We start from the raw sequence: 14,858 nt of genomic DNA, 5'->3' as shown, positions 1-14,858 counted from the left end.
GTGGGCAGAAGCCTGCTTCTTGTTTTTGAAAGGAGTTCTATGCCGGAATTACCAGAAGTTGAGACCGTTCGGCGTGGTCTTGAGAAATTAATTCTTGGGAAAACCATCCAATCAGTGGAAGTAAAGTATCAAAAGATGATTCATACGGATCTAGATGCTTTTTGTCAAGATCTTCCAGGTCAAGAAATTCGGGCCATGGGGCGCCGCGGGAAATACCTCTTGTTTTATTTGACGGATTTGGTTTTGATCTCGCATTTGCGGATGGAAGGCAAGTATTTCTTTTATCCAGACGAGGTTCCTCTTCGCAAGCATGCCCATGTCTTCTTTCATTTTACAGATGGTAGCACCCTGGTCTATGAAGATGTCCGCAAGTTTGGGACCATGGAAGTCCTAGTACCTGAGCTTGTCGACAGCTATTTTTTGGCGAAAAAAATTGGTCCAGAGCCGACAGAAGCGGATTTTAAAGCACCAGCCTTCCAAGCAGCTCTTAAAAAATCAAAGAAACCCATTAAATCAGCTCTTTTAGACCAAAAATTAGTGGCTGGTTTGGGCAATATTTATGTGGATGAGGTTCTTTATCGAGCCAAGGTTCATCCAGCACGTTTGGGTCAAAGCTTGACTGCTAGAGAAGCCAAAGCAATCCGCAAAGAAACGATTGCTGTGCTTGCTCAAGCTGTTGAAAAGGGTGGCTCCACCATTCGCTCCTACAGCAATGCTTTTGGAGAAGATGGTACCATGCAGGAAGAACACCAGGTCTATGGGAAAACAGGCCAGCCTTGTTTGCGCTGCGGGACACCGATTGAGAAAATCCAGTTAGGGGGACGCGGAACCCATTTTTGCCCCCACTGCCAAAAGGAGAACTAGATGGCAAGAATCATCGGATTAACAGGAGGGATTGCTTCAGGAAAGTCCACTGTCACCTCCTATTTGAGAGGAAAAGGGTATCCTGTCATTGATGCGGATCAAGTGGTCCATGATTTGCAAGCACCAGGAGGAGCCCTCTACCGTGTCTTAGTGGATCATTTTGGGAGAGAGATCCTTACCAAAGAAGGAGAGCTGGATCGCGTCGCTTTGGGTCAGCGGATCTTTTCAGACCTTAGTGAAAGAGACTGGTCCAATCGCGTTCAAGGCAGGCTTATTCGTGAGGCTCTAGCTGAGGTAAGAGATAGACAAGCTGCACAATCCGATCTCTTTTTTATGGATATTCCTCTCTTAATCGAGCAGCACTATGAAGGGTGGTTTGAATCTGTCTGGTTGGTAGCTGTATCAAAAGAAACCCAGCTCAAACGCCTGATGGAACGCAACCACTTATCAGAACTGCAGGCCCAAGAACGCATCGCGTCTCAAATGCCGCTAGATGAAAAAAGAGCCCATGCAGATCTGGTCTTAGACAATAATGGCGATCTAACGGCCCTCTATGCCCAATTAGATGCAGCCCTACAACAATTAGAAAGAAGATGATTTTATCACAAGAGAAATCAATTGGCGTAAAAATCTATATATTGCCTGGATCGGGTGCTTTTTCATCGGAGCCAGCCTTTCTTTAGTCGTTCCTTTTATGGCCCTCTTTGTGGAAGAGTTGGGTGTTACGGGCAAGGCTGTTCCCTTTTATGCTGGCATTGCCGTCGCAAGTTCTTCTGTAACTTCTGCGATCATGTCTCCCATCTGGGGGAGCTTAGCCGACCGCTATGGTCGAAAACCCATGATGCTTAGAGCTTCCATTGCCATGACGCTGACCATGGGAGGCATTGCCTTTGTCCCATCCGTCTTTTGGCTCTTGGTCCTGCGCTTGCTCAATGGGGTCTTTTCAGGCTTTGTCCCCAATAGTACAGCCCTGATTGCCAGTCAAGTTCCCAAGGACCAATCCGGCTATGCCCTAGGGACCTTGTCGACCGGTGTCGTGGCTGGAACCTTGATGGGGCCTTTGATTGGGGGACTCATTGCCGAAAATCTGGGAATGCGCAATGTCTTTCTCTTGGTCGGTTTCTTCTTATTTTTGGTTTCCCTCTTAACCTTCTGGGGCATTGAGGAAGACTATGAGCCCCTTCCAAAAGAAGAACAAAAATCCAGTTGGGAGTTGCTCAAATCTATTCAGCAAAAAGATATCCTCTTAGGCCTCTTTTTGACCAGCATGACCATTCAAATGATCGCTCAATCTATTTCTCCGATCCTGCCTCTTTATGTGCGAGCTTTGGGACAAAGAGATAATCTGATCTTCGTATCGGGGATGATTGTTTCAGCTATGGGAGTCTCCAGTATGCTCTTTTCAGGTTGGATGGGAAAACTCGGAGACCGAATCGGGAATCACCGGCTCTTATTAATCGCCCTTCTCTATAGTGGCTGTCTCTATATCCTTTGTGCCCAAGCGCAAACACCCCTTCAATTAGGGATTTTACGCTTCCTCTTTGGGATCGGGACAGGAGCCCTACTACCAGGAGTTTCTGCATTATTGAATCGTTTAACCCCTCCTGAAGGGATTTCTCGGATCTTTAGCTACAACCAGCTCTTTTATTACTTAGGTGGTGTATTAGGGCCAATGATGGGATCGAGTATTTTCATGCATTTTGGCTATCATTGGGTATTTTACGGTACAGCCCTTTTGGCCTTTACCGATTTGATGTTCCTCTTATTCTTATTTAGAAAGTATTTGAAAGTGAGAGACGTACGTGCGAATTAAAGTTCAATTGACCTGCACCAGCTGTGGGAGTCAGAATTATTTGACCAGTAAAAATATCAAAACCCATCCTGAAAAGATCGAGGTCTTGAAGTATTGTCCCAAGGAAAGAAAAGTAACCTTACATATTGAATCAAAATGATTTTCATGGTATAATAGTGAAGATTTTAAGGAGTTTTGAATATGAGCGGAGCATTAACAACTATTTTACTAGTATTATCAGTATTGATTATTATCGCAATTTTTATGCAACCAACAAAAAACCAATCGAGCAACGTCTTTGACGCAAGCTCAAATGACTTGTTTGAACGTTCAAAAGCGCGCGGGTTTGAAGCCGTGATGCAGCGTTTAACAGCTATTATGATCTTCTTTTGGTTATTGATCGCGATGATCTTAATGGTACTTTCTAGTAGATAAGATAGGCTCAGACAATGTCTTTGCCTATTTTTATTTTGTAAAACAAAGACACAAGTAGATAGAAAAAGGAGGCTGGATAACCAGCAAATAAATCAATGAAAACAAGTATTAAAGAATATTTACAGGAGCATGACAAAGCCCAGATCAATGATCTGGCAGCAGCTCTAGGAAAGGAAGGGTCTAAGGATTTCCGTGACTTGGTCAAAACCATCTCTCTGATGGAACGCCGTCATGAGTTGAAATTCGAAGATGATGGCTCTCTTCGTTTAGCTCAAAAGAAGGCCCCAGCCATTACCCTCAAGGGGATCTTTCATGCGCATAAGAATGGCTTTGGCTTTGTCAGTTTAGAAGGCGAAGAAGAGGACCTCTTTGTTGGCCGAAATGATGTTAATCACGCTATCGATGGTGACACCGTTGAGATCGTCATTACCAAGGTAGCAGACCGAAACAAGGGAACGGCAGCAGAAGCTAAGATTATTGATGTCTTGGAGCATAGCATCAAAACGGTAGTTGGACAAATCGTTCTGGATGAGGAAAAGCCTAAATATGCCGGCTACATTCGTTCGAAAAATCAAAAGATCAGCCAGCTGATCTATGTGAAGAAGCCAGCCATCCAATTGGAAGGGACCGAAATCCTCAAGGTCGAAATTGATCAATACCCGAGCCGCAAGCACAATTATTTTGTGGCGACGGTGCGGGATGTGGTCGGTCATGTGACAGATCCAGGAATCGATGTTTTGGAAGTGTTAGAATCCATGGACATTGTCTCAGAATTTCCAGAAGAAGTGCTGAAGGAAGCCGAGCAGGTTCCAGATGCACCGTCTGCAAAGGATTTAGAGGGACGCTTGGATCTGCGAGATGAGATCACCTTTACCATCGACGGGGCTGATGCCAAAGACTTGGACGATGCGGTCCATATCAAGTTACTCAAGAATGGCAACTTTGAGCTGGGTGTTCACATCGCAGATGTTTCTTATTACGTTCAGGAAGGTTCAGCACTCGACAAGGAAGCTCTAAATCGGGCGACCTCTGTCTATGTGACCGACCGAGTAGTACCCATGTTGCCAGAGCGTCTCTCCAATGGGATCTGTTCTTTAAATCCGAATGTGGACCGCCTGACCCAGTCTGCCATCATGGAGATTGATCCTCATGGCAAGGTTGTCAAGCATACCATTACCCAAACAGTGATCAACACAACCTTCCGAATGACCTATAGCGACGTCAATGATATCTTAGCGGGAGACGAAGAAAAGGCTCAAACCTTTAAGAAAATTGTCCCAAGTATTCATCAAATGGCCACCTTGCATGGCATTCTAGAAAGCATGCGGATTCGTCGCGGAGCCCTCAATTTTGATACCAATGAGGCTAAAATTCTGGTCAATAAAGAAGGAAAACCGGTCGACATTGTCCTTCGTCAAAGAGGAATTGCCGAGCGGATGATTGAGTCCTTTATGCTGATTGCCAATGAGACAGTGGCGGAGCACTTTACACGAATGAAACTGCCGTTCATCTACCGGATCCACGAAGATCCAAAGGCAGAAAAAGTACAGAAGTTTATCGATTATGCTTCTAGCTTTGGGATCCAGATCTACGGAACGGCTAGTGAGATGAGCCAAGAAGCCCTGCAAGAAATCATGCGCAAGGTCGAAGGAGAACCCTATGCAGATGTCCTTTCGATGATGTTGTTGCGCTCGATGCAACAGGCCCGTTATTCAGAGCACAACCATGGCCACTATGGGCTTGCTGCGGAATATTACACCCACTTTACCAGTCCCATTCGCCGGTATCCAGACCTGATGGTTCATCGAATGGTGCGCGAATACGGTAAATACCAAGAAGTGGCAGAACACTTTGAACAAGTCCTTCCAGACATTGCCAGCCAATCCTCTAGTCGAGAGCGCCGGGCTATTGACGCAGAGCGCGAAGTAGAAGCCATGAAGAAGGCCGAATACATGGAAGACTATGTTGGGGAAGAGTACGATGCCGTGGTTTCCAGTGTGGTTAAATTTGGCCTCTTTGTGGAGTTGCCAAATACGGTTGAAGGCTTGATCCATATTACCAATCTCCCTGAATTCTACCACTTTAATGAACGAGATCTAACCCTTCGCGGGGAAAAATCAGGAGTAACCTTCCGTGTCGGTCAGCAAATCCGGATCAAAGTAGAAAGAGCCGACAAGATGACAGGAGAGATTGATTTCTCTTATATTCCAAGTGAATGGGATGTCGTCGAAACAGGCCTCAAAGCAAAAGTACGTGACCGAGATGGTAATCGCAGGGATCGTAGACGCAAGGACAAAAAAGTTTCTAAGGGATCAACCGCTAGAAAAGATGACAAGCGGAAAGATTCTTCCTCTAAATCCAAAAAGAAAAAAGGGAAGAAACCATTTTACAAGGAAGTAGCAAAGAAAGGAGCCAAACATGGCAAAGGGCGAAGGAAAGGTAGTCGCGCAAAATAAAAAGGCGAGACATGACTACACCATCGTGGATACGATTGAAGCAGGGATGGTGCTGACGGGGACAGAGATCAAAAGTGTCCGTGCAGCACGCATTAACTTGAAAGATGGCTTTGCGCAAGTGAAAAATGGCGAAGTTTGGCTTAGCAATGTCCACATTGCTCCATATGAGGAAGGCAATATCTGGAACCAAGATCCAGACAGTCGTCGCAAGCTCCTTCTTCATAAAAAGCAAATCCAAAAGCTGGACCAAGACACCAAAGGGACCGGAATGACCTTGGTGCCTTTGAAGGTCTATCTCAAGGATGGCTATGCCAAATTGCTTTTGGGGCTTGCTAAAGGGAAACATGATTATGACAAGCGTGAATCCATCAAACGTAGGGAACAAAACCGAGACATCGAACGGGTCATGAAACAATACAATACACGTTAAAGAAAAAGGCAGTTTTGAAACTTGTTTCAGAACTGTCTTTTTTCTTAGAGATGGGCTCTCCTTTTTCCAACTTGTAAAAAGGGGCTTTTTTCTGTATGATAAGGGTAGTGAAAGAAAAAGGAGAAGCAGCATGACACAAAAATTGATCGCTTACAAACGCATGCCTATCTGGACCAAGGATACCATGCCAGAAGCTCTTCAAAGAAAGCACAATACCAAGGTAGGAACCTGGGGAAAGATTACTGTTTTAAAAGGTCAGTTACGATTTATTGAATTGACCGAAGAGGGGGAAGAAATCGCGAGCCACCTCTTTGAAGCAGGAGCAGAGAACCCCATGGCCGAGCCCCAGGCCTGGCACCGTGTGGAAGCAGCGACGGACGATGTGGAGTGGTACTTGGAATTTTACTGTGAGCCAAAAGACTATTTCCCCAAAAAATACAACACCAATCCTGTCCATTCAGAAGTGCTAGAAGCAGTGGGAATTGTCCCAGCTGGAAAGGCACTGGATCTAGGATGCGGGCAAGGACGCAACGCCCTCTTTTTGGCCCAACATGGCTTTGACGTAACAGCTGTAGATCAAAATGAACTGGCTCTTGAAATCTTACAAAGTATTGTCGCTGAGGAAGATCTGGACATGCCAGTGGGCCTCTATGATATCAATGCTGCAGCTCTTACCCAAAACTATGACTTCATCGTATCAACTGTGGTCCTCATGTTTTTAGACGCTGATCGGATTCCAGCGATTATCCGCAATATGCAAGAGCATACCAATCCAGGGGGCTATAATCTCATTGTCTGTGCCATGGATACGGAAGATTATCCTTGCCAGATGCCCTTCTCGTTCACCTTCAAAGAAGGAGAATTGGCGGAGTATTACAAGGATTGGGAATTGGTCAAGTACAATGAAAATCCAGGCCATCTCCATCGGCGAGATGAGAATGGCCATCGGATTCAACTTCGATTTGCAACCATGTTGGCAAAGAAAAAATAAAGAAAAAGCAGGAGCCTAGCATCCTGCTTTTTTGCTTTCTACAAACAAGTTGAACAAGGTGATCTATATGTTGTTCATTTGCCAAAAAGAAAAACCTTCTCCATAAAGGTAGGAAAAGGTTGGGGAATTTAGTTCCAGCTAGCAAAGTCGCAGACGCTGAGAATGATCGTCCCGATTTCGATTGGCTCTTCCTTGGCACCGGATTCTAACCAGGTCACAATCACAGATTCGATTGTAGCGATGAAAATTTCTAGCCCATACTTGTATGGAACTTGAAAGTCTGAAATGATGTGTTCTTTCGCATGGGGAGTATCGTCTAGTGCATGAAGGGTAAAACTTCTTACCAATTTACGGAAGTCCGAGCAACAGGATTGTGACAATGCGTAAATAAAATCATAATTCTCTTTAATAGCGGTTAACACATTGAGAAAGTTTACCTTGACAGGGCTTCCTTCAACGAAGAGGCTATCCAATTCCTGCATCATGTCCATTTTCATTTGCTCAAACATGTCGTATTTATCGACATAGTGCAAGTAGAAGGTCCCGCGGTTAATCCCAGCGGTTTCAGTTAATTGTCGAATAGTGATGCTTTCAAAAGGTTGTTGCAAGAGGAGTTTTGAGAGCGCATTTCGTAAGTCTGACTTGGTTGTTGTTTGTCTTTGGCGTACCATATGTTCCTTTCTGTAGTTGTATCAATCTGTTTCTATTTATTTGACGTTAAAATAATTTATATGTTAAATAATTTTACGACACTAACAAAGAGCATTATACTCCAAAAGAATAAATTAGACAACAATTCTAATTTTTGTACAGATAACGGAAAGTGTACAAAAATTTTACAAGTTTATGAATGACGGGCACTGACAAGATTTTGTGAAAATCTCACAATAATTAGTGATTTAAAATAATTCCCTCCTAAAAAAATGGTCAGGAAATTTTTAGGAAATGGAGGAGCAAGATGGAAAAGGGAGTGTAATCAACCAAAAGAGGCTGGGACAAAAGTCCTAGCCTCTCAATTATTTTTGGATTGTCGAGCAAGACGCAGTGGTTGAGTGGGCTCTACTGCACTGATTTCATCAGCTTTTACAGCCCTACTCAACTGTGCGGAGGTGGGACGACGAAATCGAATTCTAACGAATTACCGATTTCTGTCCCACTCTCTCTTTATTTGATAAAAGTTGTCACGATCAAATTGAAATTTAAGATAGTTAAGACAATCGCAACGAGATAGCCTAAGAAAGTATTCCATTTCGCATTGACATGTTCTCCCATGATTTCCTTGTTGGAGGTGAAATAAACCAGAGGGAAGATGGAGAATGGAAGAGCCGCTGATAGGAAGACTTGAGAGTAGACTAGAAGGTCGTCGAGGACATGTTCCTGATCTCCAAATAAGATCGCAACGATGATGACAGGAAGAAGGGCAATGATCCGAGTCATGAGACGAACGACCCATTGTGGCAGGCGGAATCTCAAGAAACCTTCCATAACGATTTGACCGGTTAGGGTCCCGGTAATGGTTGAATTTTGACCACTGGCTAACAAAGCGATGGCAAAGAGGGTGGACAAGAAGGGACTAGCGATAGCGCCGGCAATATGATTATCTTTGAGGGCATTATACATGCTAGAGAAAGCACCGATCTTATCTCCGTGACCAAAGAAGAGGGCTGCTCCAAGAATCAAGAGGAGGGAGTTGACGACGAAGGCCAAACTCAATTCAATATTTGAATCCCAGGTCATAAAGCGCACTGCCCGTTTGATATCTGCTGGATCTTTGTAGTCCACCTTTCGCGTTTGCGAAATGGAAGAGTGGAGATAGAGGTTGTGGGGCATTACGGTTGCCCCGATGATTCCAAGCGCCAAGGTTAAGGCTTCATTTCCTTTTGGAAGTCCAATTCCTAGCACCTCTTTTTGAGGGAGGAAGCCAGCGAAGATTCCTCCGATATCTGGTTTCGATAGGAATACCAGATAGCCAAAAATTGCAAGGATCGTGAGGATCAAGGTTGATACGATGGCCTCGATCTTTCGAAATCCTAGATGCATGAGTCCTAGTAATAGGAAGACATCAAAGATGGTGATCAGGATGGAAAAGAGCAAGGGCCAGCCAAAGAGGAGGTGAAGGGCAATCCCTGATCCGATGACTTCTGCTAAATCTGTCGCCATCAAGGCAAGCTCAATCACAATCCAAAGGGTATAGCGAAGCCATTTTGGCAAATGATGGGCGGTTGTTTGAGCTAGATCCTTACGATGGACAATCCCAAGTTTACCAGCCATTTGTTGCAACTGCATGGCGATTAAAGACGAGAGAAGAACCACTGATAAGAGGAGGTAACGGTATTGGGCCCCTCCAACGACACTAGTAATCCAGTTTCCCGGATCCATATAGCCGACAGCTACTAGACTTCCTGGCCCTGAAAAGAGCAGGAGAGTCTTCCAAAAAGGGATCCCTTTTGGCACGTCAATAGATTGGTTGATTTCTTGAAGTGATTTCCTTTCAAACTGTTGTAAACTCATAATGAGCCTTCTTTCTAAGAATAAATCAAATTTGTCTCTAATTATAGCATAAAATTTATAATAGTTCATGATAATTTAGGATAACCTTGTTTTATACTACCTCGATTTCTTTGTAATCTATCAGAAAAGGACTATAATATAGATAGGAAGTAGGAGGGAGGAGAGGAAATGGCCTACATCGAAATGCAGCACTGTTACAAGCGCTATACGAGTGGAGAAACAGAAATTTTCGCTAACCAGGATGTTTCCTTTGAGATTGAAAAAGGCGAGTTGGTCATTATTTTAGGGGCGTCAGGAGCTGGAAAATCAACGGTTCTCAATATCTTAGGAGGGATGGACACCAATGACGAGGGTCAGGTTCTGATTGATGGAGTGGATATTGCAAAACTCAATGCCCATCAACGAACCAATTATCGACGAGATGATGTTGGTTTTGTCTTTCAATTTTATAATCTGGTCCCTAATTTGACAGCTAAGGAGAATGTTGAGTTGGCTTCAGAAATTGTTTCTGATGCTCTAGATCCGGAAGCTGTTTTAAAAGAAGTAGGACTTGGCAATCGTCTTGATAATTTTCCTACCCAATTGTCAGGGGGAGAGCAACAACGGGTGGCGATCGCTCGGGCAGTGGCGAAGAACCCTAAAATTCTCCTTTGTGATGAGCCAACGGGAGCCTTGGATTACCAGACGGGTAAGCAAGTATTGGGGATTTTACAGGATATGTCTCGAAAAAAGGGAGCGACGGTCATCATCGTAACCCATAATGGTGCCCTAGCTCCGATTGCAGACCGTGTGATTCGCATGCATGATGCCAAGGTCAAGTCGGTAGAAATCAATGAGCTTCCTCAAGATATTGCTACACTAGAGTATTAGAAGAGGTGGTAGCATGAAACGAAAAGTCTATTGGAAGGATCTATTTGCTTCCTTTACACATTCAAAAGGACGTTTTCTCTCCATCTTAACCTTGATGTTGTTGGGAAGCTTGGCCTTGGTAGGCCTAAAGGTGACCACTCCAAATATGCACCGAACGGCTAACCAGTTTATTCAGCAACAAAAGATGCTAGATCTTGCTGTCATGGGGGACTTGGGATTAGACCAGGCAGACCAAGAGGAACTTTTAGGAGTCAAAGGAGCGCGTGTCGAATTTGGTTTACTGCTAGATCTGACAGTGAGAGGAACAGGAAAGGCAATTCGACTTTTTTCTGCCCCAAAAAGTCTTTCTTCTTTTCGTGTGACCAAGGGGCGCCTGCCCCAAAAAGAAGGGGAACTGGCCCTAGCAAATTTTTGGGAGGATCGCTATCAGATAGGGGATACCCTCACACTTGAAGAAAAGGCTGGAACGCGCTCTAGTTTAAAGCGAAAGCAATTCACCATTGTTGGTTTTGTTCAATCCTCTGAGATGTGGTCTCAAAAGAATTTAGGCACTGCCATGAGTGGCAGTGGAAATCTAGATGCCTATGCACTAGTTTCAAAAGAGGTCTTTACGACTAAACTTCCCGCGATGGCGCGGATCCAGTTTGATGATCTGAAGTCTTTAGATTCTTTTTCGCAAGTCTACCAAAAAGGGCTCAAAGCTCATCAAGAAGAGTTAGAAAAACTTCTGAAAGACAATGGAAAGGCCCGCTATCAAAGACTCAAGCAGGAGGCGGATGGGCAGATTCAAAAAGGCCAGAAAGAACTCAGTCGTGCCGAGGAAACACTCCAGTCAGCTAAAAATCAGATCGATCAGGCTCAAAAACAATTAGACTTGCAGGAGGCCCAGTTCAAGAAATTAGCTCCATTTCTGCCAGCTAAAGAGCAAGTAGCCAGTCAAGAAAAGCTCCATCAAGCCCAAGAACAAATTGATCAGAAAAAGAAGGACTGGACTGCAGGTGAAACGGAGCTCGCAAAAAAAGAGGAGGAGCTGAAAAAAGCGCAAAGGGAGCGAGATCAGCTGGAAATTCCAACTTATCATGTCTATGACCGCAAGACCATGCCAGGTGGACAAGGTTACTTGATGTATAGCAATGCTAGTAGTAGTATTTCCGCTGTCGGAAATATTTTTCCAGTCGTTCTTTATCTGGTAGCCGCCATGGTGACCTTTACCACGATGACCCGCTTTGTCGATGAAGAGCGGACCAATGCAGGTATATTTAAGGCACTGGGCTATCGTACCAAGGATATCATTCTCAAATTTGTCCTCTATGGATTCTTTGCAGGGACGATCGGGACCCTACTAGGAACCCTGCTGGGCCATTATTTCCTATCGGGGATCATTTCCAACATTATTACGCAAGGGATGGTGATTGGAGAGAGCAGAGAGTATTTTTATGGGGATATGACTCTGATTGCGCTCGGACTGTCTTTCGTCGCGAGTGTGCTTCCGGCTTACTGGGTTTCGCGTAAGGAATTAAAAGAAGAAGCCAATCTGTTATTACTGCCCAAACCACCGGTATCTGGTTCGAAGATTTTCCTGGAGCGTCTCCAGTTTATTTGGAAGCGTCTGAGTTTCACCCACAAGGTCACTGCTCGTAATCTCTTTCGTTACAAACAACGGATGCTGATGACCATATTTGGAGTGGCAGGTTCTGTTGCTCTCCTCTTTGCAGGGCTAGGGATTCAATCTTCTGTAGGAGGGGTTTCTAAACGCCAATTTCAAGAGATCCTATCCTATGAGTTGATTGTAGCCAAAAAACCCAATGTATCAAGCCAAGAAAGCAAGGAACTAACCAATCGTCTGGCAAAATCAGATATCAAAGATTATCGAGCCATTTATAGTAAGGTCATCGAAGCTTCTTTAAAGGGTGGACGCGACAAGCAGACCATTACGATGATGGTTACGGATCGTGCAGGTTTTTCTCCCTTTGTCAGCCTGCGTTCTCTCAAGCAAGGAGAGCCCTTGTCTCTCAAGAAAGGGGTTATCATCAGTAGTAAGCTAGCACAACTAGCCCGAGTTACAGTTGGCGATCGACTGACCTTAGATGACCATACTTTTAAGGTAGCAGGGATCACTGAAAATTATGTCGGCCATTTTGTCTATATGGATCAGGCAAGTTACCAAAAAATCTACGGAAAGCGGACTTCAGCAAATAGCTATTTGCTGCAGTTGAAAAATCCTTCTACACGACAAGTGCAGGCTGTTAGTCGGGATATGATGAATCTTGCAGCTGTGAAGGCGGTTAGTCAGAACGCTTCGATGATTTCCCTCTTTAACTCAGTTGCCAAATCTTTGGACACCACTATGATGATTCTAGTAGTCGTATCGATCTTGCTAGCTATCGTGATCTTGTATAATTTAACCAATATCAATGTGGCAGAGCGGATCCGTGAATTATCGACCATTAAGGTCTTAGGATTCCATAATAAGGAAGTGACGCTCTATATTTACCGCGAAACCATCTTATTGTCTATCATAGGGATCCTCATGGGATTAGTGGGTGGTTATTATCTTCATCAATTCCTCATTGCAATGATTGCACCAGATGCCATTCTCTTTTACCCTAAAGTGGGACTTAGCGTTTTTCTCTTTCCTGTCGGAGGAATGCTCCTTCTCTTGCTCCTGTTAGGAATTTATGTTGACCATTATCTCCGAAAAGTAGACATGCTCGAAGCTCTCAAATCAGTAGACTAAGATACAAAGAGTTGGAGGCGTGTTCGTTTATAAGATACAAAGCCCGTAGCTGATAGCGACAAAATGAGCCCTCTAACCTTATTTTTCATTTCGAGCAGCACAGAATTCTCATAAAACTTTCACCTCAGGGTGGAAGTTTTTCTTCTCTTTGTTATAATGGAGAGTAGGAGAAGATCATGACTAAAATTGCTTTACTTTCAGATATTCATGGAAATACGACAGCTTTGGAAGCTGTCCTAGAGGATAGTCGAAAAGCCAAGGTGGATGAATATTGGCTCTTGGGAGATAGTTTGATGCCTGGAACAGGCAGACGCGCTCTTTTGGAGCTGTTAGAGGAGCTTCCTATTACGGTGAAAGTCCTTGGAAACTGGGAAGATAGTCTTTGGCGCGCCATGAGGGGGATGTTGGATGAGACTAGACCAAGTCATCGCTACCTTATGCGCCAGTGTCAATATATTCTTGAAGAAATCACGCCTCAGGAAATTGAAGCCATGCAGGAAATGCCCATGCAGGTCCATAGAGAAATCGCCGGTTTAAAGATCGGCATTACCCACCACTTACCCGATAAGAATTGGGGTCGGGAATTGATCCACATTGGTGAGCAGAAGGATTTTGATCGCTTGGTGACAAACCCGTCTTGTGATATTGCAGTTTACGGACACATTCACCAGCAGTTTTTTCGCTACGGGACAGGAGGAGAACTGATCATCAATCCTGGGTCGATCGGTCAACCTTTCTTTTTGGAAAAGAATCTTCGCAAGGATCTTCGGGCCATGTATGCCATTCTTGAATTTGATCAAACGGGGCTAAAAGATATCGATTTTAAACGGGTGGATTATGATGTGCAAAAAGAACTTCAACTGGCAAAAGACCTCCATCTTCCTTATTATCAAGTGTATTATGAAAGTTTGGTCAATGGCATTCATCATACCCACAATCATGAGCTACTTCATGAGATTGAGCAGAGAGAAGGTCATGATCGAGAAATCGATGCTTGGTTAGAGGACTTTTTTCAATAGTGTAACTGTTGACATTACAACAAAAACTAGTATAATAAGGGTAGTAAGAGTCATCTGTTGACAATCGTCCAATGGATGTCACTTTCAGAACAGGCAGAAAGGAGAAAAGACATGCAAATTTCGAGTCGCTTTACCATTGGAACCCATGTACTAGTGATGATTGCCCTAAAAGGGGACTGTACCAAGGTGACCAGTGATATGATTGCTGAGAGTGTTGGGGTGAACCCGGTCATTATTCGAAAGACCTTGTCTCAGTTAAAGAAAGCGGGATTGATCCATGTAGCGCGTGGGACAGGAGGAGCTGAACTCGCTAAAGCAGCCGATGAGATCAGTCTGCTGGATATCTATCAAGCGGTCGAATGCTTAGGTTCGACAGGCCAATTATTTGGTTTCCATGAAAACCCCAATCCAAATTGCCCAATAGGTCACAATATCCATCATGTCTTAGATGGGAAGCTCGAAGACATTCAGACTGCTATGGAAAAAGAGATGGCTCAAACCAGCCTAAAAGAAGTCGTAGAAGACGCGCAGAAAAGAATGGACCTCGAATCGGTTTCATAAGAAAAAAGAGAGTGGGACAGAAATCGGTCATTCGTTAGAATTCGATTTCGTCGTCCCACCTCCGAACAGTTGAGTAGGCTGTAAAAGCTGATAAAATCAGCGCAGTATAGACTACTCAACCACTGCGTCTTGTTCGACAATCCAAAAACAATTAAGAGGCTAGGACTTTTGTCCCAGCCTCATTTTTTATAT

The 14,858-nt window shown here is 44.2% G+C and carries 14 protein-coding genes; 12 read left to right on the top strand and 2 right to left on the bottom strand.

All coding sequences use genetic code 11. The annotated features are described in order from the left end of the window. Positions 1–39: 39 nt before the first annotated feature. From mutM to tehB, 8 genes are all read left to right on the top strand, one after another. Positions 40–864: a DNA-formamidopyrimidine glycosylase gene (gene mutM / locus O3629_RS00445; protein WP_155167485.1), complete on the top strand. Its 825-nt coding sequence runs from the start codon at positions 40–42 to the stop codon at positions 862–864. Continuing rightward, entirely contained in the window at positions 865–1,461 is a 597-nt protein-coding gene (gene coaE, locus O3629_RS00440; protein WP_070675027.1) for a dephospho-CoA kinase, read from the top strand. Between the two features lie 16 nt (positions 1,462–1,477). Further along, the gene (locus O3629_RS00435) at positions 1,478–2,677 is read left to right on the top strand and encodes a multidrug efflux MFS transporter (RefSeq protein WP_303660010.1); all 1,200 of its coding nucleotides are present in this window, start codon (positions 1,478–1,480) and stop codon (positions 2,675–2,677) included. Further along, positions 2,667–2,816 (top strand): 50S ribosomal protein L33, encoded by a 150-nt coding sequence (rpmG, locus tag O3629_RS00430; RefSeq protein ID WP_083312235.1) that lies wholly within the window; start codon positions 2,667–2,669, stop codon positions 2,814–2,816. Before O3629_RS00435 ends, rpmG begins: the two co-directional genes overlap by 11 nt. Positions 2,817–2,857: 41 nt before the next feature. Then, entirely contained in the window at positions 2,858–3,091 is a 234-nt protein-coding gene (gene secG, locus O3629_RS00425) for a preprotein translocase subunit SecG (RefSeq protein WP_003008189.1), read from the top strand. Positions 3,092–3,186: 95 nt separating this feature from the next. Continuing rightward, positions 3,187–5,547: a ribonuclease R gene (gene rnr, locus O3629_RS00420; RefSeq protein WP_371608546.1), complete on the top strand. Its 2,361-nt coding sequence runs from the start codon at positions 3,187–3,189 to the stop codon at positions 5,545–5,547. Then, positions 5,510–5,977, top strand: coding sequence for an SsrA-binding protein SmpB (gene smpB / locus O3629_RS00415; RefSeq protein WP_371608545.1), 468 nt, complete (start codon positions 5,510–5,512; stop codon positions 5,975–5,977). The genes rnr and smpB overlap by 38 nt, the downstream gene beginning before the upstream one ends. Positions 5,978–6,107: 130 nt before the next feature. Beyond that, positions 6,108–6,968 carry an SAM-dependent methyltransferase TehB gene (gene tehB / locus O3629_RS00410; RefSeq protein WP_070588787.1) on the top strand — a complete coding sequence of 287 codons (861 nt, stop codon included), beginning with the start codon at positions 6,108–6,110 and terminating at the stop codon, positions 6,966–6,968. Positions 6,969–7,096: 128 nt separating this feature from the next. Here the strand turns inward: tehB and O3629_RS00405 are convergent, their stop codons facing one another. Together O3629_RS00405 and O3629_RS00400 are read right to left on the bottom strand one after the other, a co-directional pair. Next, the gene (locus tag O3629_RS00405) at positions 7,097–7,639 is read right to left on the bottom strand and encodes a TetR/AcrR family transcriptional regulator (RefSeq protein ID WP_049483745.1); all 543 of its coding nucleotides are present in this window, start codon (positions 7,637–7,639) and stop codon (positions 7,097–7,099) included. A gap of 493 nt (positions 7,640–8,132) precedes the next feature. Next, positions 8,133–9,479, bottom strand: a complete 1,347-nt coding sequence (locus tag O3629_RS00400; RefSeq protein ID WP_003013089.1) for an Nramp family divalent metal transporter — start codon at positions 9,477–9,479, stop codon at positions 8,133–8,135. Positions 9,480–9,647: 168 nt separating this feature from the next. Here O3629_RS00400 and O3629_RS00395 point away from each other — a divergent pair, with 168 nt between their 5' ends. From O3629_RS00395 to O3629_RS00380, 4 genes are all read left to right on the top strand, one after another. Next, the gene (locus tag O3629_RS00395) at positions 9,648–10,349 is read left to right on the top strand and encodes an ABC transporter ATP-binding protein (protein ID WP_155167489.1); all 702 of its coding nucleotides are present in this window, start codon (positions 9,648–9,650) and stop codon (positions 10,347–10,349) included. A gap of 13 nt (positions 10,350–10,362) precedes the next feature. Further along, the gene (locus O3629_RS00390; protein ID WP_371608544.1) at positions 10,363–13,086 is read left to right on the top strand and encodes an FtsX-like permease family protein; all 2,724 of its coding nucleotides are present in this window, start codon (positions 10,363–10,365) and stop codon (positions 13,084–13,086) included. Between the two features lie 176 nt (positions 13,087–13,262). Next, positions 13,263–14,105, top strand: a complete 843-nt coding sequence (locus O3629_RS00385) for a metallophosphoesterase (protein ID WP_061591427.1) — start codon at positions 13,263–13,265, stop codon at positions 14,103–14,105. Positions 14,106–14,216: 111 nt separating this feature from the next. Beyond that, positions 14,217–14,666 carry an Rrf2 family transcriptional regulator gene (locus tag O3629_RS00380; protein WP_045759708.1) on the top strand — a complete coding sequence of 150 codons (450 nt, stop codon included), beginning with the start codon at positions 14,217–14,219 and terminating at the stop codon, positions 14,664–14,666. Positions 14,667–14,858 lie beyond the last annotated feature (192 nt).

Source organism: Streptococcus sp. 27098_8_12, assembly GCF_041432115.1.
Lineage (GTDB): Bacteria > Bacillota > Bacilli > Lactobacillales > Streptococcaceae > Streptococcus > Streptococcus parasanguinis_V.
The sequence above is the reverse complement of the archived record's forward strand: the minus strand, read 5'-3'. Positions and strand labels throughout refer to the sequence as shown.

Excerpts from the sequence above, each read along its gene's own strand:
- mutM (WP_155167485.1), top strand. The coding sequence starts at position 40 with ATGCCGGAATTACCAGAAGTTGAGACCGTTCGGCGTGGTCTTGAGAAA.
- coaE (WP_070675027.1), top strand. The coding sequence starts at position 865 with ATGGCAAGAATCATCGGATTAACAGGAGGGATTGCTTCAGGAAAGTCC.
- secG (WP_003008189.1), top strand. The coding sequence starts at position 2,858 with ATGAGCGGAGCATTAACAACTATTTTACTAGTATTATCAGTATTGATT.
- rnr (WP_371608546.1), top strand. The coding sequence starts at position 3,187 with ATGAAAACAAGTATTAAAGAATATTTACAGGAGCATGACAAAGCCCAG.
- smpB (WP_371608545.1), top strand. The coding sequence starts at position 5,510 with ATGGCAAAGGGCGAAGGAAAGGTAGTCGCGCAAAATAAAAAGGCGAGA.
- tehB (WP_070588787.1), top strand. The coding sequence starts at position 6,108 with ATGACACAAAAATTGATCGCTTACAAACGCATGCCTATCTGGACCAAG.
- O3629_RS00405 (WP_049483745.1), bottom strand. The coding sequence starts at position 7,639 with ATGGTACGCCAAAGACAAACAACAACCAAGTCAGACTTACGAAATGCG.
- O3629_RS00400 (WP_003013089.1), bottom strand. The coding sequence starts at position 9,479 with ATGAGTTTACAACAGTTTGAAAGGAAATCACTTCAAGAAATCAACCAA.
- O3629_RS00395 (WP_155167489.1), top strand. The coding sequence starts at position 9,648 with ATGGCCTACATCGAAATGCAGCACTGTTACAAGCGCTATACGAGTGGA.
- O3629_RS00390 (WP_371608544.1), top strand. The coding sequence starts at position 10,363 with ATGAAACGAAAAGTCTATTGGAAGGATCTATTTGCTTCCTTTACACAT.
- O3629_RS00385 (WP_061591427.1), top strand. The coding sequence starts at position 13,263 with ATGACTAAAATTGCTTTACTTTCAGATATTCATGGAAATACGACAGCT.
- O3629_RS00380 (WP_045759708.1), top strand. The coding sequence starts at position 14,217 with ATGCAAATTTCGAGTCGCTTTACCATTGGAACCCATGTACTAGTGATG.